This is a genomic window from Amycolatopsis tucumanensis (genome assembly GCF_021654135.1).
GTDB classification, from domain to species: domain Bacteria; phylum Actinomycetota; class Actinomycetes; order Mycobacteriales; family Pseudonocardiaceae; genus Amycolatopsis_E; species Amycolatopsis_E tucumanensis.
Map to the genome: position 1 here is coordinate 16,050 of NZ_JAKGSD010000002.1, position 20,096 is coordinate 36,145.

17 protein-coding genes are annotated in these 20,096 nt (G+C 73.1%); 15 read left to right on the top strand and 2 right to left on the bottom strand.

Features of this window, described 5'->3' with window-relative positions; all coding sequences use genetic code 11:
- Positions 1-86 precede the first annotated feature (86 nt).
- The 12 genes from L2C96_RS03900 to L2C96_RS03955 are packed head-to-tail and all read left to right on the top strand — an operon-like array spanning position 87 to position 10,924.
- Positions 87-1,325 carry a cytochrome P450 gene (locus tag L2C96_RS03900; RefSeq protein ID WP_237335145.1) on the top strand — a complete coding sequence of 413 codons (1,239 nt, stop codon included), beginning with the start codon at positions 87-89 and terminating at the stop codon, positions 1,323-1,325.
- Positions 1,322-2,506: a cytochrome P450 gene (locus L2C96_RS03905; protein WP_237335146.1), complete on the top strand. Its 1,185-nt coding sequence runs from the start codon at positions 1,322-1,324 to the stop codon at positions 2,504-2,506. The genes L2C96_RS03900 and L2C96_RS03905 overlap by 4 nt, the downstream gene beginning before the upstream one ends.
- Positions 2,503-2,946, top strand: coding sequence for a PaaI family thioesterase (locus L2C96_RS03910; RefSeq protein WP_123686237.1), 444 nt, complete (start codon positions 2,503-2,505; stop codon positions 2,944-2,946). The genes L2C96_RS03905 and L2C96_RS03910 overlap by 4 nt, the downstream gene beginning before the upstream one ends.
- Before the next feature lies 1 nt (position 2,947).
- Positions 2,948-3,889, top strand: coding sequence for an acyl-CoA desaturase (locus tag L2C96_RS03915; RefSeq protein ID WP_123686236.1), 942 nt, complete (start codon positions 2,948-2,950; stop codon positions 3,887-3,889).
- Positions 3,890-3,900: 11 nt separating this feature from the next.
- The gene (locus L2C96_RS03920; RefSeq protein ID WP_123686235.1) at positions 3,901-4,158 is read left to right on the top strand and encodes an acyl carrier protein; all 258 of its coding nucleotides are present in this window, start codon (positions 3,901-3,903) and stop codon (positions 4,156-4,158) included.
- Between the two features lie 2 nt (positions 4,159-4,160).
- Positions 4,161-5,003 carry an SAM-dependent methyltransferase gene (locus tag L2C96_RS03925; RefSeq protein ID WP_237335147.1) on the top strand — a complete coding sequence of 281 codons (843 nt, stop codon included), beginning with the start codon at positions 4,161-4,163 and terminating at the stop codon, positions 5,001-5,003.
- Positions 5,000-6,220, top strand: a complete 1,221-nt coding sequence (locus tag L2C96_RS44960) for a cytochrome P450 (RefSeq protein ID WP_237335148.1) — start codon at positions 5,000-5,002, stop codon at positions 6,218-6,220. Before L2C96_RS03925 ends, L2C96_RS44960 begins: the two co-directional genes overlap by 4 nt.
- Positions 6,217-6,921: a thioesterase II family protein gene (locus L2C96_RS03935; RefSeq protein WP_237335149.1), complete on the top strand. Its 705-nt coding sequence runs from the start codon at positions 6,217-6,219 to the stop codon at positions 6,919-6,921. The genes L2C96_RS44960 and L2C96_RS03935 overlap by 4 nt, the downstream gene beginning before the upstream one ends.
- A 2-nt stretch (positions 6,922-6,923) precedes the next feature.
- The gene (locus L2C96_RS03940; RefSeq protein ID WP_237335150.1) at positions 6,924-8,501 is read left to right on the top strand and encodes a fatty acyl-AMP ligase; all 1,578 of its coding nucleotides are present in this window, start codon (positions 6,924-6,926) and stop codon (positions 8,499-8,501) included.
- Entirely contained in the window at positions 8,498-8,932 is a 435-nt protein-coding gene (locus L2C96_RS03945) for a PaaI family thioesterase (RefSeq protein ID WP_123686231.1), read from the top strand. Before L2C96_RS03940 ends, L2C96_RS03945 begins: the two co-directional genes overlap by 4 nt.
- 3 nt (positions 8,933-8,935) lie before the next feature.
- Entirely contained in the window at positions 8,936-10,120 is a 1,185-nt protein-coding gene (locus tag L2C96_RS03950; protein WP_237335151.1) for a cytochrome P450, read from the top strand.
- A 3-nt stretch (positions 10,121-10,123) separates the two neighbouring features.
- The gene (locus L2C96_RS03955) at positions 10,124-10,924 is read left to right on the top strand and encodes an alpha/beta fold hydrolase (protein WP_237335152.1); all 801 of its coding nucleotides are present in this window, start codon (positions 10,124-10,126) and stop codon (positions 10,922-10,924) included.
- A gap of 280 nt (positions 10,925-11,204) precedes the next feature.
- Here the strand turns inward: L2C96_RS03955 and L2C96_RS03960 are convergent, their stop codons facing one another.
- Complete coding sequence (locus L2C96_RS03960; protein WP_237335153.1) at positions 11,205-15,374, bottom strand: cation-translocating P-type ATPase; 4,170 nt, start codon at positions 15,372-15,374, stop codon at positions 11,205-11,207.
- A gap of 3 nt (positions 15,375-15,377) precedes the next feature.
- On the bottom strand, positions 15,378-15,968 hold the full coding sequence (locus L2C96_RS03965; RefSeq protein ID WP_237335154.1) for a hypothetical protein: 591 nt from the start codon (positions 15,966-15,968) through the stop codon (positions 15,378-15,380).
- 463 nt (positions 15,969-16,431) lie between these two features.
- On the opposite strand from L2C96_RS03965, the gene L2C96_RS03970 reads away from it, so the two are divergent.
- The 3 genes from L2C96_RS03970 to L2C96_RS03980 all read left to right on the top strand — a co-directional run bounded on the left by L2C96_RS03970 (position 16,432) and on the right by L2C96_RS03980 (position 20,095).
- Positions 16,432-17,538 (top strand): baeRF11 domain-containing protein, encoded by a 1,107-nt coding sequence (locus L2C96_RS03970; protein ID WP_237335155.1) that lies wholly within the window; start codon positions 16,432-16,434, stop codon positions 17,536-17,538.
- 287 nt (positions 17,539-17,825) lie between these two features.
- Positions 17,826-18,746 (top strand): ABC transporter ATP-binding protein, encoded by a 921-nt coding sequence (locus L2C96_RS03975; RefSeq protein ID WP_237335156.1) that lies wholly within the window; start codon positions 17,826-17,828, stop codon positions 18,744-18,746.
- Entirely contained in the window at positions 18,743-20,095 is a 1,353-nt protein-coding gene (locus tag L2C96_RS03980; RefSeq protein ID WP_237335157.1) for an ABC-2 transporter permease family protein, read from the top strand. Before L2C96_RS03975 ends, L2C96_RS03980 begins: the two co-directional genes overlap by 4 nt.
- The last annotated feature ends 1 nt before the right edge of the window (position 20,096 follow it).

Below are 20,096 nucleotides of genomic sequence, written 5' to 3' on the forward strand. Positions count from 1 at the left end.
AACCGGAATTGTCAGCGCCGATTCAGCGACCGTTCATCGAACGCGAGCACAGTGACCCATCGTCGAGCGAGGGAGTTGACTCCACAGTGGACACTGCGACGATCGAAACGGCGATGGCAGAGCTGTTCCTGCCCACACATCGCGCCGACCCCTACACCCCGGCCCGGCGGCTGCGCGAGGCCGGCCCGGTGCACCGCACCCCGCTGGGCCTGCATCTGCTGACCCGCTACGCCGACTGCGCGGCCGTCCTGCAGAGCACCGCGTGGAGCCACGCCGACGAGGCGGGCCAGCTGCACCCGAGCATCTCGCCCGAGGAGGCCGCCGGGGAGCTGCCCACCTCGTTCCTGTGGATGGACCCGCCGGACCACACGCGCCTGCGGACGCTGGTGTCGAAGGCGTTCACGCCCCGCACGGTGGCCCGCCTGCGGCCGCGCATCGAGCAGCTGTGCGCCGAACTGGTGGACGCCGCGCTGGAGCGGGCCGAGTTCGACCTGATCGACCTGATGGCCTATCCCCTGCCGCTGACCATCGTGTGCGAGCTGATCGGAGTCCCGGCCGCCGACCACCGCGTGGTCCAGAAGTGGTCGCAGGACCTGGCCCGCGGGTTCGACCCGGACGTGCTGATGACACCGGAGGCGCACGCCGCGCGCAGCACCGCCTCGCGCGAGTTCATGCGGTACTTCCGCGACCTGATCGACTACCGCCGGGAACGGCCGCGCGAGGACCTGCTCAGCGCGCTGGCCGCGGTCGAGGACCGCGGTGACGTGCTCACCGAGCTGGAACTGCTCACCACGTGCGTCACCACCCTGGTCGCCGGGCACGAGACGACCGTCAACCTCGTCGGCAGCGGCCTGCTCACGCTGATGCAGCAGCCCGCGGAGTTCGAGCGGCTGCGGCAGCATCCCGAGTACGTGCCGAGCGCGGTCGAGGAACTGCTGCGCTTCGAGCCGCCGGTGCAGATGACCACCCGCTCGGCGACGGAGCCGATGACGCTGGCCGGGCACGAGTTCGCGCCGGGGGACGGCGTCGTGGTGCTGATCAACTCCGGCAACCGCGATCCGGCGGTCTTCACCGACCCCGACCGGCTCGACGTCGCGCGCTACCACGACCGCACCAGCCCGCCGCCGCGGCACCTCGCGTTCAGCCTCGGCATCCACTACTGCCTCGGCGCGCCGCTGGCCCTGATGGAGATGGAGGTGCTGCTGCACGAGCTGCTGCGCCGCGTCGGCACGATGGAACCGTTGACGGCGGAGCCGCGCTACAAGCCGAACCTCATCGTGCGCGGGCTCGCCGAGCTCCCCGTCCGGTTCACGGCGCGATCATGAACGTCTTCGACCCCGCCCTGCGCGCCGACCCGTTCGGCGCCTACCGGAAGCTGCGCGAGAACGGGCGCCTGCACCCGACCGGCTTCGGCATCCACCTCGTGCCGCACTACGCCGACTGCGCCGCCGTGCTGACCGATCCCGCCTGGGGCCACGGCTACACCGCGGGCATCAACCCGTTCCGGCCCGGCGTCGACCCCGCCGACCTGCCAGGCTCGTTCCTGCTGCTGGACCCGCCCGAACACGGCCGGCTCCGGTCCCTGGTCGCCAAGGCGTTCACCCCGCGGTCCGTCGCCGCGTTGCGGCCCGGGATCACCGCGCTCGTGGACCGCCTGCTCGACGAAGCGCTCGAAGCCGGCGAGGTCGACCTGGTGGCGGCGCTGGCCTTCCCCGTGCCGCTGACCACGATCTGCGAGCTGCTCGGCGTCCCGGTCGCCGACCACGCGCTCTTCGGCGGCTGGACCCGGGACATCAGCCGCGGGCTCGACCCGGACGCGGTGCTCACCGACGCCGAGAAGGCCGCCCGCGCGACCGCGGTCGAGGAGTTCGCCGCCTACTTCACCGACCTGATCGAGCAGCGCCGCCGCGCGCCCGCCGGCGACCTGCTCAGCGGGCTGGTGTCGGCCGAGGAGAGCGGGGACCGCCTGACGGTCAAAGAGATCGTCGACATCGGCGTACTGCTGCTCATCGCCGGGCACGAGACCACGATGAACCTCATCTCCAGCGGGGTGCTGGCCCTGCACCGGCACCCGGACCAGATCGCGCCGCTGCTGGCGGACCCGGCCACGGCGGTCGAGGAACTGCTGCGGTTCGACACCCCGGTGCCGTTCCCGACGCGGGTGGCGATGCGGGATGTGGAGCTGGCCGGGCAGGAGCTGCCCCGCGGGACCGGCGTCATCCCGCTGCTCGGGTCGGCCAACCGCGATCCGGAGGTCTTCGCCGATCCCGACCGGCTCGACGTCCGGCGGTTCGCCGGTGCGGCCGTCCACCGGCAGCTCGCGTTCAGCCACGGCCCGCACTTCTGCCTCGGCGCCCCGATGGCCCGCCTGGAAAGCGCTCTCACGTTTGAGCGCCTGTACACGCGCGCGGAGGTCACCGTGATCACCGAAACGCCCGAGTACCGGCCCAGCGTGTCCATGCGCGGACTGGCCGCCCTGCCCGTCTCACTCCGGAGGAAACCGTGACCGTGTCCCAGCGGATCAGCGAGCTGCAGGCCCTGCTGACGAAAGGACTGACCGAAGGCATCGGCGTCGGCCACTCGCTCGGCGTGCAGTGCGCCGACCTCGGCGACGGCCGGGCCGTCTACACCCTCAAACCGGGCCAGGCCCAGGCCAACGCGATGCTCACCGTCCACGGCGGTGTGCTGTCCACCCTGATGGACACCGCGATGGGCAGCGCGATCTTCACGCAGCTGCCCGACCACACCGGCTACACCACGCTCGAGCTGAAGGTCAACTTCATCCGCGGCGTCGCCCTGGACGACCCGGAACTGCGGTGCACCGCCACGACCGTCCACGTGGGACGGCGCACCGCGACCGCGCAGGCCGAGATCCACAGCGCGGCGGGCAAGCTCGTCGCGCACGGCACGTGCACGTGCCTGGTTCAGCCGTTCGGGGGCGCCTGAGATGACCGGGACCGTCCCGCCGCCGCGTCGCAAGGTGATCAGCAGCCCCTACCTGCACCGCCTGCAGCGCCGCCACTTCCTGCTGTTCGACGTCCTGCCGATCGCCGGCACCGCCGCGGCGTTCGCGTTCCTGGCCGTGCACCCCTTCGGGATCACCGAACTGGTGCTGCTGCTGTCGTTGTGGCTGCTGACCGGGCTCGGCGTCACGGTCGGCTACCACCGGCTCTTCACGCACCGCACGTTCAAGGCGGCCAAGCCGGTCGCGGTCGTGCTCGCGGTCCTCGGCTCGATGGCCGGGCAGGGCGGGCTGGTGTCGTGGGTGGCGCTGCACCGCAGGCACCACGAGTGCAGCGACCGCGAGGGCGACCCGCATTCGCCGAACCTGTCCGGCGGCGGCTGGCGCGGCCGGCTGCGCGGGCTGGCGCACTCGCATTTCCTGTGGATGCGCCGCCACGAGTACCCCAACATCGTCCACTACGCGCCGGACCTGCTGCGCGACCGCGCCCTGGTCCGCGTGGCCCGCTACTACTACCACTGGGTCGTGCTCGGCCTGGCGATCCCCGCGCTGGCCGGCGGCCTGGTGTCGCTGAGCTGGACCGGCGCCGTCAGCGGGCTGCTGTGGGGCGGGCTGGTGCGGATCTTCCTGCTCGAGCACATCGTGTGGGCGATCAACTCGTTCCTGCACATGTTCGGCACCAAGCCCTACGCCTCCCGCGAGAACAGCCGCAACGGCGGCGTCTTCGCCCTGGTCACGCTCGGCGAGTCCTGGCACAACAACCACCACGCCTTCCCCGAGTCGCCGTCGTTCGGCCTCGACTGGTACCGCCTCGACCCCGGCTTCTGGGTGATCCGGGCGCTGGCCGCGTGCGGCCTGGCGTGGGACCTGAAGCTGCCCTCCGACGAACGGCGCGCCGCCAAGCGCGTCTGTCCCGACCCCGCGTGAGGAACGAAGACATGGACACCAGCAAGGACGCGATCGTCACGTGGTGCCAGGAGTACCTGGCGGATCTGCTGCAGGTCCCGGCCGGGGCCGTGGACCCGCACGCGGACTTCGACCGGCTCGGCGTGGATTCGGCGCTGGCCGTGTCGCTGCTGATGGAGGTCGAGGAGCGCTACGGCGTCGAGCTGCCACCCGAGGAGCTGTTCGCCGACCCCACCCTGGACGCCGTCGCCGAGTACCTGCACACACACGCCGAGCGGAGCGTGGCCTAGCCATGGTCACCCCGGCCGAGGCCGCGGCCGCCGTCCGGCACCACTACGACGTCGGCGACGACTTCTACGCGCTGTGGCTGGACCGCTCGATGACCTACTCGTGCGCCATGCCGGACAGCCCGGACGACACCCTGGACGCGGCCCAGGACCGCAAGCTGCGGTTCCACCTGGACGCGATCGGCGACGCGCGGCACGTCCTGGACGTCGGCTGCGGATGGGGTTCGGTGCTCCAGCGGCTGTCCGGGCGGGGCGCGCGGGCGGTCGGGCTGACGCTGAGCCCGCGGCAGGCGGCCTACGTCGGGTCGCGCGGGTACCCGGGGGTGTCGGTGCGGATCGAGCACTGGCTGCACCACGAACCGGCCGCGCCCTACGACGGGATCGTCTCGATCGGCGCGTTCGAGCACTTCGCCGCGCCCGGCGACGACAAGGTCGCCGTGTACCGGGACTTCTTCACCCGCTGCCGCGGCTGGCTGCGCGAGGAGGGCGTGCTGTCCCTGCAGACGATCGCCTACGCCAACATGTCCGCCACCGACGCCAGCGAGTTCATGCGGCAGGAGATCTTCCCGGACGCGGACCTGCCGACGCTGGCCGAGATCACCGCCGCCGCCGAGGGGATCTTCGAGGTCCAGTCCGTCCACAACGGACGGATGGCGTACGCCTGGACGTGTGAGCAGTGGGCACGGCGGCTGCGTGCCCGGCGCGCCGAGGCGATCGAGGTGGCCGGCCGGGAGGTGGTGGCCCGCTACGAGCGCTACCTGAAGCTGTCCGCGCTGGGGTTCCGGATGGGCAAGATCGGCCTGCTGCGGATCGTGCTGCGGCCCTACCGGAACGGGTTCTTCCGGTGACGGCGGCGAAGGTGCGGTTCAACCCGTTCGACGCCGGGTTCCGCCGCGACCCGTACCCGCTGTACCGGCAGCTGCGGGAGACCGAACCGGTGCACCGGGCGCTCGGCACGTGGGTGCTGACCCGGCACGCCGACGTCCGGGCCGTGCTGCGGGACCGCACGTTCAGCGCCGGGCTGATCCCGCGGCTGGTCGCCGAGCACGCCGGGCGGCTCACCGGGTCGGTGGCGGGCCGGATCGAGCGGCTCGGCCGGGGGTCCTTGGTGTTCACCGACAACCCGGACCATGCCCGGCTGCGCGGGCTGGTCAACCGGGCGTTCAGCGCACAGGCGGTCGCCCGGCTGCGGCCGCTGGTCCACCGGACCACGGACGAGCTGCTGGGCCGCGCACGCGTGGACGGCGGGATGGACGTGATCGCCGGACTGGCCGCGCCGCTGCCGGTGGCGGTGCTCGCCGAGTGGATGGGGCTGTCCGCTCAGCTGCGCGCGCACGTGGCGGCCTGGACGCACGACATCCGGTTCCTGCTGGAGCCGGGCCTGATGACGGCGGACGACTACGGCCGCGTCGGCGAGGTGGTGGAGACCTTCGTCGCGGCGCTGACCGTGGTGGTGCGGGACCGCGCGCGGCACCCCGGGCACGACCTGGTCAGCGCCCTGCTCGCCGCGCGCACCGCGGGCGGCGACCGGCTCGGCGAGGAGGAGCTGGTGTTCCTGTGCATCATGTGCTTCGTCGCCGGCAACGAGACCACGAAGTCCCTGATCGGCAACGGCGTGCTCGCGCTGCTGCGACACCCGGAGCAGGCGGCGGCGCTGGCCGGGCGCCCGGACCTGGTGCCGGGCGCGGTCGCCGAGGCGCTGCGCTACGACAGCCCGCTGCAGCTGACCAAACGCGTCGCGACTCGCGACGTGGAGCTGGGCGGGCACCGGATCGCCGAGGGCGACCAGGTGCTGCTGTGCCTGGGGGCGGCGAACAGGGACCCGGCGGTCTTTCCCCGCCCGGACGTCTTCGACATCACCCGCGACACCGGCGGTCACCTCGGCTTCGGGCACGGCATGCACGGCTGTCTCGGCGGTCTGCTGGCCCAGACGCAGGCCGAGGTGGCAGTGGCACACCTGTCCCGGCTGGACCTCGAACCGGCCGGCGACCCGGAGTGGCAGGACCACAGCTTCATCGTGCGCGGCCTGACGGCGCTGCCGGTCATCGTGCGGGGCACGCGATGACCGCACTCCTGCGCACCGATCCCGCCGCGGGGACCCTCCGGCTGGTCTGCCTGCCGCACGCCGGCGGTGGGGCCAGCTCGTTCGCCCGCTGGGCCGCCTTGTTCCCCCCCTGGATCGCCCTGGTGCGGGTCCAGCTGCCGGGCCGCGAGGACCTCGCCGGGCGTCCGGCGTTCCGGGACGTGCCGGAGGCGGTCTCGGCGTTGCTGCCGCACCTCGGCGGCCCGCCCGTCGCGCTGTACGGGCACAGCATGGGCGCCCTCCTCACGTTCGAGCTGGCCCGGGCGCTCACCGGGCACGGCACCCCGCCCGTGCACTTGTTCGTCTCCGGGCGCCGCGCCCCGCACCTGGCCGCCACGCGCCCGCCGATCCACGAGCTGCCCGACGAGCGGTTCGCCGACGAGCTCGAAGCGGTGGGCGCCGGGCCGGGCCGCAGCCCGGTGTTCCGCCGCTACGCACTCCCCCTGATCCGCGCCGACCTGCGGCTGTCGGAAGACCACCGGCACGTCCCCGGGCCGCCGCTGCCCTGCCCGCTCACGGTCTTCCACGGCCTGCACGATCCCATCGTCAGCGCCGCCGAAGCCGGGGCGTGGCGGCGGCACACGGCCGGCGCCTTCGCCCTGCGCGCCTTCCCCGGCGACCACTTCTTCCACCACCGCCACCGGGCGGCCCTCGCCGCGGCCATGACCCGGGCCCTGGAGTGACCATGCTGCTGCCCGATGTCCTGACCTCCCGCGCCAAGCACACCCCGGACGCGACCGCGTACGTCTTCCTCGACGAGGATGGTGTGGAAACCGCCGCGCTCACCTACCGCGAGCTGCACGCCAGGGCCCTGTCCGTCGCGCACGAACTGAGCCGGCACTGCGCCCCGGGCGACCGCGCGCTCCTGGTGTTCCCGCAGTGCCTCGACTTCATCGTGGCGTTCTTCGCGTGTCTCTACGCCCGGGTCGTGGCGGTGCCGGTGAACCCGCCGCGGCGCACGCACGTGCCGGAGGCCACGCGCGCGATCGTGGCGGACTGCGAACCGGCGGTCGTGCTCACGCTCGCCGGCGCGCCCGCGTCGCTGCCCGGGCTGCCGTCGATCACCGTGGACGCCGTGCCCGGCCACGGGTTCACGCCGCCCCCGGCCGAACGGGACGGGCTGGCGTTCCTCCAGTACACGTCGGGATCGACGTCGGCGCCGAAGGGTGTGATGGTCTCGCACGGCAACCTGGAGGCGAACCAGGAGATGATCCGCGCCGCCTTCGGCCACGACGCGGAGTCCACTGTGGTCGGGTGGGCGCCGTTCTTCCACGACCAGGGCCTGATCGGCAACGTGCTGCAGCCGCTGTACGTGGGCGCGCGGAGCATCCTGATGTCCCCGGCCGCGTTCATCCGCCGTCCCCTGCTGTGGCTCTCGGCGATCTCCCGCTACCGCGCGCACACCAGCGGCGGCCCCAATTTCGCCTTCGACGCCTGCGTGGCCCGGGCCCGCCGCGGTGGTGCCGGGGATCTCGACCTCAGCTGCTGGAAGGTCGCGTTCAACGGCGCCGAGCCCATCCGCCCGGAGACCTTGCACGAGTTCGCCCGGACGTTCGCGCCGAGCGGGTTCGACGAGCGCGCGCTGTACCCGTGCTACGGGCTGGCCGAGGCGACGCTGATCGTCACCGGTAGCCGCAAGGGCCGCGGCCCGCGGTACGCGCACCGCCCGGACGGCGCCCTGGTCGCCGGCTCCGGCACCGCGCTGCCGGGCGAGGACGTGCGGATCGCCGACCCGCGCGATGGCGTCGGCGAGATCTTGGTGAGCGGCCCGCACGTCACGCAGGGCTACTGGAAACGGCCCGCGGCGACAGCCGAGACCTTCCCCGTCGTCCACGGGCGCACCTACCTGCGCACCGGCGATCTCGGCATGATCGACGACGGCGAACTGTACGTGCTCGGCCGCATCAAGGACGTCCTGATCGTCCGCGGCCGCAACCACTACCCGCAGGACATCGAGCAGACGGCGCAGAGTGCGCACCCGGCGCTGCGGGCAGGCGGGTCGGCCGCGTTCGGCGTGCCGGGAGCCGACGGCGAACGGCTGGTGGTGGTTCAGGAGATCCAGCGGGACCACCGCCACGACGCCGATCCGGTGGAGATCACCCGGGCCGTCCGCGCGGCCGTCCTGGCCGAGCACGGGCTCACGATCGGCGACCTGGTGCTGACCGCGCACGGCCAGCTGGCCAAGACCAGCAGCGGCAAGATCATGCGCTCGGCGGCGCGGACCCGCTACCTGGCGGGCGGATTCGAAGGGAACGGACGATGACGGCGGCGAACCCGGACTACGCGGAACACGTGACGGCGGCGGTGCTGACGATGCCGGCGGCGAAGCACCTCGGCTTCACCTTCGGTCGGCTCGAACCCGGGGTGGCGGAGATCGTGCAGCCCTACCGGGCCGAGCTCACCGAGCACAACGGCTACTTCCAGGGCGGGGTGCTCGGCTCGCTCGCCGATTTCGCCGGTGGCAGCGCGGCCGGCACGCTGCTGCCGCCGGGATGGGTGAACATGACGGTCGACTACACGGTGAAGATCGTGGCGCCCGCGCGGGGCGAGCGGATCATCGCGCGCGGCCGGGTCGTCCGCGCGGGCCACAGCACGACGGTCGCGGCGGCGGACGTCTTCGCGGTCGCCGGTGACGACGAGGCGTTGTGCGCCACCGCGCTGGTGACGCTGCGCAACGTCAAGTTGCCGGGCTGAGCCGTGTTCGACCTCTTCGCGGCCGGTTTCGCCGACGACCCCTACCCGCACTACGCCCGGTTGCGCGAGACCGCGCCCGCCTACCGCCATCCGCTGGGGTTCTGGCTGCTGTCGCGCTACGACGACGTGGCGCGGCTGCAGCGCGCGCCGCACTCGGTGGACGAGCGGGACCTGACCGAGATCCCCGTGTGGAAGCGGGACGGTGACGTGCCGGTCGAGGCGAACCGGCCGATGCGCGGACTGTCCATGCTGGACCAGAACCCGCCGCGCCACACGCGGCTGCGGCGGCTGGTGGCGCAGGCCTTCACGCGCGGGTCGGTCGAGGCACTGGCGCCCCGCGTCGGCGAACTCGTCGACGCGGCCCTGGACCGGGTCGCGGCCACCGGCGACGTGCTCGGCGAGCTGGCGTTCCCGCTGCCGTTCACGGTGATCTCGGAGTTGCTGGGCACGCGGCCAGTGGAGCACACCCGGCTGCGGGAGCTGACCGGGATCCTGGTGCGGGCGCTCGAACCGCTCACCGGCCCGGAACTGCAGGCGGAGATCAGGGCCGCGAACGACGAGCTCACGGAGCTGACCCGCGAGCTGATCGGCTGGAAGCGGACCCATCCCGGCGACGATCTGGTCACCGCGCTGCTGGCGGTCCGGGACGGCGACGAGGTGCTCACCGAGGACGAACTCCTCGCCCAGGTCATGTTCCTCTACATTGCCGGGCACGAGACGACGGTGAACCTGATCGCGAACGGCATCCTCGCCCTGGTCCGGAACCCGTCGCAGGCCCGCCTGCTGCGGGCGGACCCGTCGTGCGCTGCCGCGGCCGTGGAGGAGCTGGTCCGGTACGACACGTCGGTGCACCTGATGCGCCGGATCACGGTCGATCCCGTGGTGGTGCGGGGCGAGCGGATCCCGGCGGGCAGCTTCGTGGTCGCCTGCCTGGCCGCGGCGAACCGGGATCCGGAGTTCTGGGGCCCGGACGCCGACGTGCTGCGGCTGGACCGGCCGGACGCGCACCGGCACCTGTCCTTCGGGGCCGGGATCCACCACTGCCTCGGCGCGGCGCTGGCCCGGCTCGAAGCGCGGGTGGCGTTCACCCGGTTCGTCCGGCGGTTCCCGTCGGCCGAGGTGGCGGAGTTGCGCTGGAACGGGCGCATCAACGTCCGGGGTCCCGCCGAACTGACCCTGGCGGTGTAGCCGGTGATCACGGTGAACGGCGCCCGAATCGCCTGCACCGACACCGGGCCCCGCCATGCGCCGGCCGTGGTGTTCGGGCACGGTCTCCTGTTCGGCGGCTGGATGTTCGGCCCGCAGATCGCCGCGCTGCGGACGCGGTACCGCTGTGTGACGCTGGATTGGCGCGGGCAGGGCGAAAGCCCGCCCAGTCCCGGCGGCTACGACATGGACACGCTGACCGCGGACGCGCTGGGGCTGATCGAGGCGCTCGGGCTCGCGCCGGTGCACTGGGTGGGCCTGTCGATGGGCGGTTTCGTCGGGCAACGGCTGGCCTCCCGCCACGGCGGGGTGCTGCGGTCGCTGACGCTGCTGGGCACCTCGGCCGGTCCCGAGGAGGCGCGGAAGGCGCGGGAGTACCGCCGGATGGCCCGGGTCCAGCGGGTGACCGGGGTGCGCCCGCTCCTGCCGCGGATCCGGCCGTTGCTGTTCGGCCCGGCATTTCTGGCGAGCCCCGCCGCGCGCCCGGTCCTCACCGGCTGGCAGCGACGTGTGGTCCGCCTGGACCGCACCGGCCTTCGCCAGGCCGTGGACGGGGTGGCCGACCGGCCCGGCGTCGAGACCGAACTCGGCCGCATTTCGGTGCCCACATTGATCGCCACCGGAGCGGACGACGTCGCCACACCCCCGGCGGAGGCGCGCCGCATCGCCGACCTCGTGCCCGCCGCCGAGCTACACCTCCTCGCCGGCTGCGGCCACACGAGCACGCTCGAGCAACCGGCCAGGATCACGGAGTTGCTGGAGGCCTTCCTCGGCCGGCTCACCTGACACGTCGCGGCCCTCAGGTCAAAACGGTGCTCGTCGCCGACTGAGGCCCTGTGCGGGTCAGACGGCGGGGGCGTAGGCGCGGGCGAACAGGGACTGGGTGAGGCGCAGGATCAGCGACTCGATGAGGTTCGCGCCGATCTTGGCGAGGACCGTGGCGAAGAACTCGGCCATTGTGGACTCCTAGCAGGCGGTTGGACTGCCTGCACGGTCGCTCGCGCGGATGAGCCCGGGACAGAGCGTGGATGTCGTGCTGGTGAACCCGGCGGGAACTACCGGTGCGTCAAGCCCGCAACCGTTGCAGGACGAGTTGAGTCACGGCCGCGGCCGTCGCGGCGGTGAGGGCGAGCGCCCATTGGTGCGGCAGCAGCGGGCTGCAGCCGAAGAATCCGCTCAAACCTGGGATCTGCACGACCACGGCGAGCGCCAGCAACGATCCGGCGCCCGCCGCGACGACCAGTGGCGTACGACCTCGCACCGCCACGGTCTGGCCCAGCTGTGCGGCGACGAGTGCCACCAGTCCGGTGGTGCTGGCCTGCCGGGGGGTGGCGACCGGCCGTGCGGCGAGCCAGCCGGCGAGTGCGGCGGTCGCGGTGGTCACGGCGCGGGCGATGAGGTCGTGGGTGAGCACCGCTCCGAGTGAGGCTTCCGGTCCTTCGCTGAGCAGGTCGCCGGGGCTGGTGCCCGGCGGCGGACGCACGGCCACGGCCATCGCGGGCAGGACATCGGTGAGGAGGTTGACCAGCAGCAACTGTCGCGCGTTCAGGGTGTCGCGAGTGCTGACCAGCCCGGCTCCGACGGTGAACCCGACCTCGCCGAGGTTGCCGCCGAGCAGGATGGAGAGGGCGTCTCGCACGGAGACCCACATCGCCCGTCCCTCGACGATGGCGTGAATGATCGTTTCGATCCGGTCGTCGGCGACCACGAGGTCCGCCGCCTCCCGGGCGGCGGGCGTCGCCGTGGCGCCCAGCGCGACGCCGACGTGGGCCAGGCGGATCGCGGGCACGTCGTTCGCGCCGTCACCGGTCATCGCGACCACGCGCCCGGCCCGGTTGAGCTGCCGCACGATCCGGGCTTTCTGCGCGGGACTGACCCTGGCGAACACGGTGATCTCCGGCGCGCGGGCGGCGAGTTCGTCGTCGTCGCTCGTCTCGACCTCCGCCCCGGTCATGATGGCTGTCCCGTCACCGAGCGACAGTTCGGCCGCGATCGCCGCGGCGGTGCTGGGGTGGTCGCCGGTGATCATGGCGACTCGCACGCCGGCCCGGCGCAGGTCCGCGACGGCCTGGGCAGCGGTGGGCCGCACGGGGTCGGCGAGGGCGAGCAGGCCACGGAAGGTCAGGCCGCGCACGCGGTCGTCGTCGAGGTCGTCGAGCCCGCCCGCGCGCCGCTCGGCCACCGCGAGCACCCGGAAACCCTGGTGCGCCAGCCGATCGACGGCATCGAGGGACACCGGCGGGTCGCAACGGGCGAGCACCGCCTCGGGCGCCCCCTTCACGCTGAGCAGCGGGCCGTCCGGGGTCGCGGTGAGCGTGGCGTGGTAGCCGCGGGAGGGTTCGAAGGGCAGTTCGCCCAGCCAGGTCGGTTCGCCCAGGCCGCCGGTCCCGGCCCCGTGGGCCTGGGCGGCGTCCAGCACGGCGCGGTCGGTGGCGTCCGGCAGCGATTCGGCGGACTCGTGCCACGGGCTCGCCCGGACCGCGGCGGCCAGGATTTCGGCCATCGCCGGAGTCAGCTCGCCGACGTCGCGGGTGATGCTGCCGTCGGAGACGAGCCGAACGCGGATCCGGCCTTCGGTGAGCGTGCCCGTCTTGTCGAAGCACAACAGATCGACGCGGCCCAGCGCTTCGATCGTCGACGGGCTGCGCACCAGCACGCCGCGGGACGCCAGCCGGCGAGCCGACGCCAATTCGGCGACCGTCGCGACGAATGGCAGGCCTTCCGGCACCGCCGCCACTGACAGACCGACCGCGCGCCCCAAGGCCTGGCTGATCCCGTTTCCCCGGGCCAGATCCGCCAGCAACAACGCGGCCCCGGACCCGACCGTCACCGGCAGCGTGATGCGGGTCAGCCCGGCCAGCCGGGCGGCCACCCCGGTCACCGGCGGAGCGTCGCCGTCGAGCCGTGCGGTGCGTCCCGCTTCGGTGCGTTCACCGGTGGCGACGACGACCGCGCTGCCGCGTCCGGCCGCGATCGCGGTGCCGCGGTAGAGCATCGACGTGCGGTCCGCCACGCCCGCCTTCGTGGTCGGCGGCGGGCTCTTGGTCACCGGCTGCGATTCGCCGGTGAGACTCGATTCGTCCACCTCGAGCCCGAGGGCGTCGAGCACGCGGCAGTCGGCGGGCACCGCGTCCCCGGCCCGCAGTTCGATCACGTCCCCAGGGACCAGCACGTCGGCGCGTGCGGTCAGGGCGGTTCCGACCCGGCGCAACCGCACCTGCAGCGCGCTGCTGTCGATCAGGTGGTGCAGCTCGCGATCAGCGCCCAAGCGCTGCAGGCCGCCGATGAGGGCGTTGAGCCCGAGCACACCGATGATCAACGCCGCGTCCGTGAGCGAACCCAGGCTGGCCGAGACACCGGCGCCCGCCGCGAGGGCCGGGGTCAGCGGTCCGGCGAGCTCCTCGGCCGACGCCCGCGCCAGTCCCATCACCTCGGGCTCACCGGCGGCGGCTTCGGCCCGCCTGCGCTCCTCCGATTCCTCGGCCGCCAGCCCCGCGCGCCGGCTGTTCAGCCTGCTGAGCACCGCCTCGGGCGACATGGCGTGCCACGGCGTCCGGTCGGTGGGGATGGGCAGCGGGCGCCGCCCGGCTTCCGACCCGGTCCAGGTGCCGACGGCCAGCGCGAGCAACGTCGCGAAGTGAACCGGGAAGGATGCTCGCCCGGCGGCCGTCGCCGACGGGCCGAACCCGCCGAACAGCGCTCCGAACGTCGATCCGGCGATGGACAGCCCGGCGCCGTACCGGCTGGCGCGGTGGGCCGGTTCGACCGCGTCCAGGACACCGCAGACTTCCCGCGGTCCCGGGCACAGCACGTGCGCCTGCCACGGCAGCCTCTCGTCGACGGCTGGAACCCCGATGCCGACGTCGGCGCCGGCCAGCGCTGCCGGGTCCGCCGAGACGACCGCGACCAGGTGACCGTCAGCCTGCAGTTCCCGCACCCGCGCCGCCACCTCATCGGGTGGTGTCTCCACCACGGCGCCTGCCCGCTTCGCCGCGTCGAGCACGGCATCGGCGAGCGGATGACGTTCCTCCTCCAGAGTTGCCACCGCGACCCTGGTTCCACGATGGCGCACTTCGAGCTCGTCACCCCGCTGCCGCACGGTCCAGTCGCCGCGCGAGCGCGGTGGGCCGTCGGGATCGGCGAGGTCGTAGACGACGCTGGTCGCCTCGTCCAGGTCGGTGGACTCGTCGGTGACCGCGACCTCGCCGATCACGCGCCGTCCGGTGCGCAGCAAGTCCGTGCTCAGCACGACCTGATCCACGCGATCGAGTCGTCGCAGGGAATCCGGTTCGAGGACGAGGGACCCGGCCGCCGCGAGGTCCCTGGCGAGCCGCGCCGCGAAGGCGTCCCGGCTCGCTTTGGCCGGGCGCGCCGCCGCGGCGATCAGCAACCCGGTGGCCCGCCCGCCATCGCGGCGGGCCAGCAGCACCCCGGCCGCCCCGGCCACACCGAGCCCGGCTGACGTGTGCGCAACCCGCTCGACCGGGCCCGCCGGAGGGGGTCGCGGCCGTGCGGGCCGCTCCACCGCGGGCGCCCGGTGGAACTCCATCCGGTCACCGGTGTGCCGCTCCCACCGTTCCCACGCCTGCCGACGGGCGATCAGCTCGCCACGCATGCACCAGCGATAGGCGGCGTCGGTGACCAGCGCGATCGGCCGCTGCGCCAGCGCCTGGCTCGCCGTGCCGCCGATGGCGAACACCGCGTCGGCTGCGGGCCGTCCCAGCAGCCTCTCGATTCCGCCGCGCAGTCCCGGCGTGGAATCGACCAGCGCTGCCAGCGCCGGCACCACCGGCGGCAACGCCCGCACGGGCAGCACCCGGCCGAGCGCGGAAAAGGACAAGCCGATGACGGCGGTACCCAGCGCGACAAGTTCGCGGGCCGCCGGTGCGGGATTGGCCGGATGCGCCTCACCGCGCGGCGCCCGCCCGGTCAGTGCCCAGTCCCGCTCGACCTCACCGATCACCCGCGCCAGCGCGCCGGCGGTCACGTGCGGTTCGTGGCCGACGACCACCCGGCCCAGTGCCGCGTTGACCGCCGCACCGTGCACCCCCTCGACCGCGGCCAGACGCTGTTCGAGATCCCGAGCGGCGTCTTCGCGGCCCGGTTCGTGGAACCCGCGAACCTCCAGGTGCGTGCGTTCCCCGGAACTCCACGACCGCCGCCCGGGGGTGGCGAGCGCATCCAGCACCACAGCGGCCGGTTTGAGAATCAGACCGGCCAGCATCGGCAGGCGCATCGCTTACATACCGTCAGCAGCCGCGCCGCTCCCCTGCCGCGTGGACTTGCTCCGGCGAGGTGGGACGGGCCGGGGTGCACCCGCCGGTACGGGTTGCCCTGCCGGCGTGGCGCGGTTCGCCGCGGCACGCGACTTTTGCTGCATTGCCGGCGCTGCGGGTGTCGCCTGCGGTGCCGGGGCCGTCGCCGCCACGGGTTTGGCCGGCTCGGCCGGGGCGGTCACCTGCGCGGGTCCGCCCGGTTTCGGCGTTGTGGTCGTGTCCGCGGGCTTGACCGCGCTGGGCTGCGCGCCGCGTCCAGCCATCGCCGCGCCGAGACCGATCGCGACCGCGACCGGCCATTCGATCAATTCCACGGCGGCCATGACGCCGAGCGCGCCGTAATAGGCGAGTTGCCGCGGTGGCGGCAGGAAGGACCGCACGGTGCCCAGCGCGGAGGTGAGCTCGCTGCGGTTGGGCATCGGCACCCGCGGCGTGGGGACGCGCGGAAGGTGCAGTTCGGGTGCGCGGAACTCCGCGTGGACGAACGGGAGATCCACAGTGGTCGTTCTGGGCTTGGGACCGTTGCCGGTGATGTCGACCGCGTCGGTGGCCATGAGCTCACCCTCCTCCCGCACCGTCCAGGCGGCTCATCCTACGAGCGAACCAACATCGACTGAAGCCTGCCGAGACTCGCCGCGCGAGCCGGTCCGCAATGTCCACGATCGACGTCAGCGACGTGCCGGTCAGCGCGTTTCGCCGCCGCTCATCCAGCGGACCGGGCCGAGTCACTTGCTGTGCCTCAGTTCGGGGGCCGTGGTCGACAGCCGCTACCACTCACAGATCACCATGATCCGCTGGCTGGCGGGTTTGCTCGCGGCGAAGGCGACCTAGCGCAGTTCTTGAATGTCGGCGAAGGTGCGGAACTCAGGGGTTTCGGCAGGAACGCGGCGACATGGTCGCGGTGCGTGGCGCGGCTTCGCCGGCCGCAAAGCCGCGCCCTTGAGCGGACCGCCCGCAGCGGGTGAACCCGGCCCGCCGGGGTACCGATGCGTCACCCCGAGCGGCAACCATCGGGCAATGCCGTTGTACACCGATATCCCGACCCGCCCGGAAATCGATTCGCTCTGGCAGGCCGATGCACCGGTCGCCGTCTCGATCTACCTGGAGACCGCGCCGGCCTCGTCGGGTGAAGCGGAACGGATCGCGTACAAGAACGCGGTCCGGGAGGCGCTGGCGCAGCTCGGGAACGCCGGGAAGGAGGACCTCGCGGGGCTGGCCGAGGAGCTCGACGTCCTCGACGACGAGGAGTTCTGGCGGCACCAGGCCCGCAGCCTCGCCGTGTTCGCGTGCCCGTCCGCGCTGCGCAGCTTCCGCCTGCCGAACCGGCTCAAGCCGGCCGTCGTCACCGGGACCCGGTTCTTCGTCAAGCCGCTGATGCGCGCGCTGACTTTCCCGCAGGCGGCGTTCGTGCTCGCGCTCGCGCAAGGGTCGGTCCGGTTGCTGGAGGCAGTGCCCGACGCTCCTCCGCGCGAGGTGCGGGTGCCGGACATGCCCACCGACGTGGCCAGTGCCGTCGGCAAGTCCTCGATCAAGGATCGCGCCCCGGTCCGCCGGTTGCAGGGCACCGAGGGGCAGAAGCTGCGGATGGCGCAGTTCGCCCGGCGGGTGGACAGCGCACTGCGGGGCGTGCTGCCCGGGCAGGGCGTGCCGCTGGTCCTCGCCGCGACCGAGCCGCTCGACAGCATCTTCCGCGCCCACTGCGGCTATCCGGACCTGGTTCCGCGCAGCGTGCACGGCAACCCGGAAGGCCGCGGCGACGCCGAGCTGGTCGCCCAGGCTCGCGAGGTCCTCGACGGCTGGTACGCCGACCGGCTGGCGGAGGAGAAGCGCACCTTCGCCGACCGCTCCGAGCTGGGCCGGACCTCGGTCGACGTCGCCGAGCTGGCCCTGTTCGCCACCCGCGGCGCCGTGGAGACGCTCTTCGTCGACATCGACGCCATGGTGCCCGGCGAGGTCGACGAGTTCGGCGAGGTCACCTTCTCAGCCGAGGGCCCTGGCAGCGTCGTGGACGAGATCATGCGCCGCGCCTGGCTTTCCGGCGCCCGGCTGCTGGCAGTCCGGCGCGACGACGTGCCGGGCGGTGGAGACGTCGCGGGGACGCTGCGCTACGCCCCGACGGCGTGACGCCGGTCGGCTCGGGTTCCAGGCCGTGCGCGAGAAAACCCGTCCTCTGAACAGCTTGGCGGCAGCTCGATTGACCCTGCCCGTGATCTGAACCGCCACGGGTCCTGCGAGATCGAAATCGCCGGCACCTCGGACGAGCCACGCGAGCCAGTCCGAAATGTCCTCGATCGACGTTAGCGACGTGCCGGTCAGCGTGCGTTTCGCCGTCGTTCATCCAGCGGGCCGGGCCGAGTCATTTGCTGTGCCTAAGTTCCGGGGGCCGAGCTGTGAAGGAGCTGAGAAAACCCATGCAGACTGTCCGGGCTCGCGGGATCAGCAAGTACTTCGGGGACATCGTCGCGCTCGACGGTGTCGACCTGGATGTGGCTCCGGGACAGATCCACGGCCTGGTGGGCCCGAACGGCGCCGGGAAGACGACGTTGCTCGGCTTGTTGCTGGGCCTCGCCGTCGCCGACGAGGGCGACCTCGAGATCCTCGGCACGCCTGCCCCGGCGGCGCCGCACGGGGTCGCCGGATTCGTCGACGGCCCCGGCCTGTACCCGTCGCTGACCGCGCGCCAGAACCTCACCGCGCTGGCCCGCCTCCGCGGTCTCGACACGCGAACAGCCGGGATCGACGACGTGCTCGGCCAGGTCGGGCTCACCGATGTCGCCGACGACCGGGTCCGCGGGTTCTCCCTCGGCATGCGCCAGCGGCTGGGGCTGGCCGCGGCCCTGCTCACCGCACCCCGGCTCCTGGTGCTCGACGAGCCGTCCAACGGCCTCGACCCGGCGGGCAAGAACCACGTCCACGCCGTCCTGCACCGCCTGGCCGGCGAGGGGACCACCGTGGTGCTCTCCAGCCACCGCATGGACGACCTCGAGGCGCTGTGCTCCGAGGTGACCATCCTCGCCGCCGGCCGCGTCGTCTTCTCCGGCCCACTGGGCAAGCTCGCGGCCGAGAGCCGGGAACTCGACTACCGGCTGCGCACCTCCGGCCCGCGCGCGGCGCGCGACGTCGCCGCCGCCACCTCGGGCGTCCGGCTCGCCGACAACGCGGCGCGGGACAGCGGCGACGCGCTCATTGTGCGCGCCCCGGTGCCCGCCCTCGACGAACTCGTGGTCCGCCTCGTCGGTGCGGGCATCGCGGTGCGCGAACTCGCCCCCGTGGTCTCGCCGCTCGAAGCCGCGTTCCTCGCCCTCACCGACCACCAGGAGTCCCACCGATGACCGCGACCGTGTCCGACGCGCCCGCCGCCCAGCCGGTCCCGGTCTTGCGCGGCTACCGCTTCGAGCTGGTCAAGCTGACCTCGCAGTGGCGGATCCGCCTGCTGGTCCTGGCCTGCTGGATCGCCCCCGCGGTGTTCGTCGCGGCGGTGAGCCTGCAGAGCTCGCTGCCCGTGGACACCCTCTTCGGCCGGTGGATGAACGCCACCGGCTGGGCGGGTTCGCTGGTGATGCTCGGCTTCGCGGGCAGCTACGCGCTCCCCCTGCTGACCTCGGTGGTCGCCGGCGACGTGTTCGCCGCCGAGGACCGCCTCGGGACCTGGCGGCACCTGCTGGTGGCGGTCCGGTCGCCGCAGCGGATCTTCACCGCCAAGGCGCTGGCCGCACTCACCGTCATCCTGGTGCTCGTCGCCGGGATGGCGGTGTCCAGCGCCGTCGGCGGGATCCTGGCGGTCGGCGGCGGTCGCCTGGTCGGACTCGACGGCCACCTGCTCGCTCCCGCGGACGCCGCCGGGAAGGTGGCCCTCTCCTGGGTCTGCGTGCTGGCCCCGACCCTGGCGCTGGCCGCGATCGGCCTTCTCGGTTCTGTCGCGTTGGGACGGTCGCCGATGGGTCTGCTGCTGCCCGCGGTCGTCGCGCTGGTGATGGGGCTGGCCCAGATGCTGCCGCTGCCGGTCGCCGTGCGCCTGGCCCTGCCCACCTACGCCTTCATCGCCTGGAACGGCCTGTTCACCGCTCCCGCCCAGCTCGGGCCGCTGCTGATCAGCGTCGCGATCGGTCTGGTGTGGACGGTGGCGGCCACCGCGTTGGCGTACCTGGTGTTCCGGCGCCGGGACTTCACCAACCTCACCGAGGACGGTTCCGCCCGCCGCGCGCTCACCCTGGGCGCGCTGCCGCTGGCCGGGCTCCTCGCCGTGACGGTCGGGGCCGTCGCGGTCTCGGTGCCCGCCGCGGGTTCCGGCATCGGGCAGGACAAGCTCCAGCGGTCGGTGGCCACGGCCTTCGCCCACCTCTACCGCCTGCAGACCGCGCAACTCAACCGGCCCGACGTGACCGAGGACCAGCTGGGCGCCACGGCGGCCTGCACCAAGGGCGACGGCCTGGTCGCCCCCGAAGGCCCCGGCAACGACTGGCGTTGCGTCGTCTCCTGGCACCTCCCCGGCATCGAGGCCACCGGCGCCGCGATCTACCAGCTCGATGTGACGCCGGACGGCCGGTTCGTCGCCGACGGCGACGGACCGAAGGAAGTCAACGGCTACTTCCAGGTGCACACCCCCACCGGGGACACCCCGAACCCCCTGTGGCAGTTCGACGGCAACGTCGAACTGCTCCCCACCACCACGAAGGGATGAG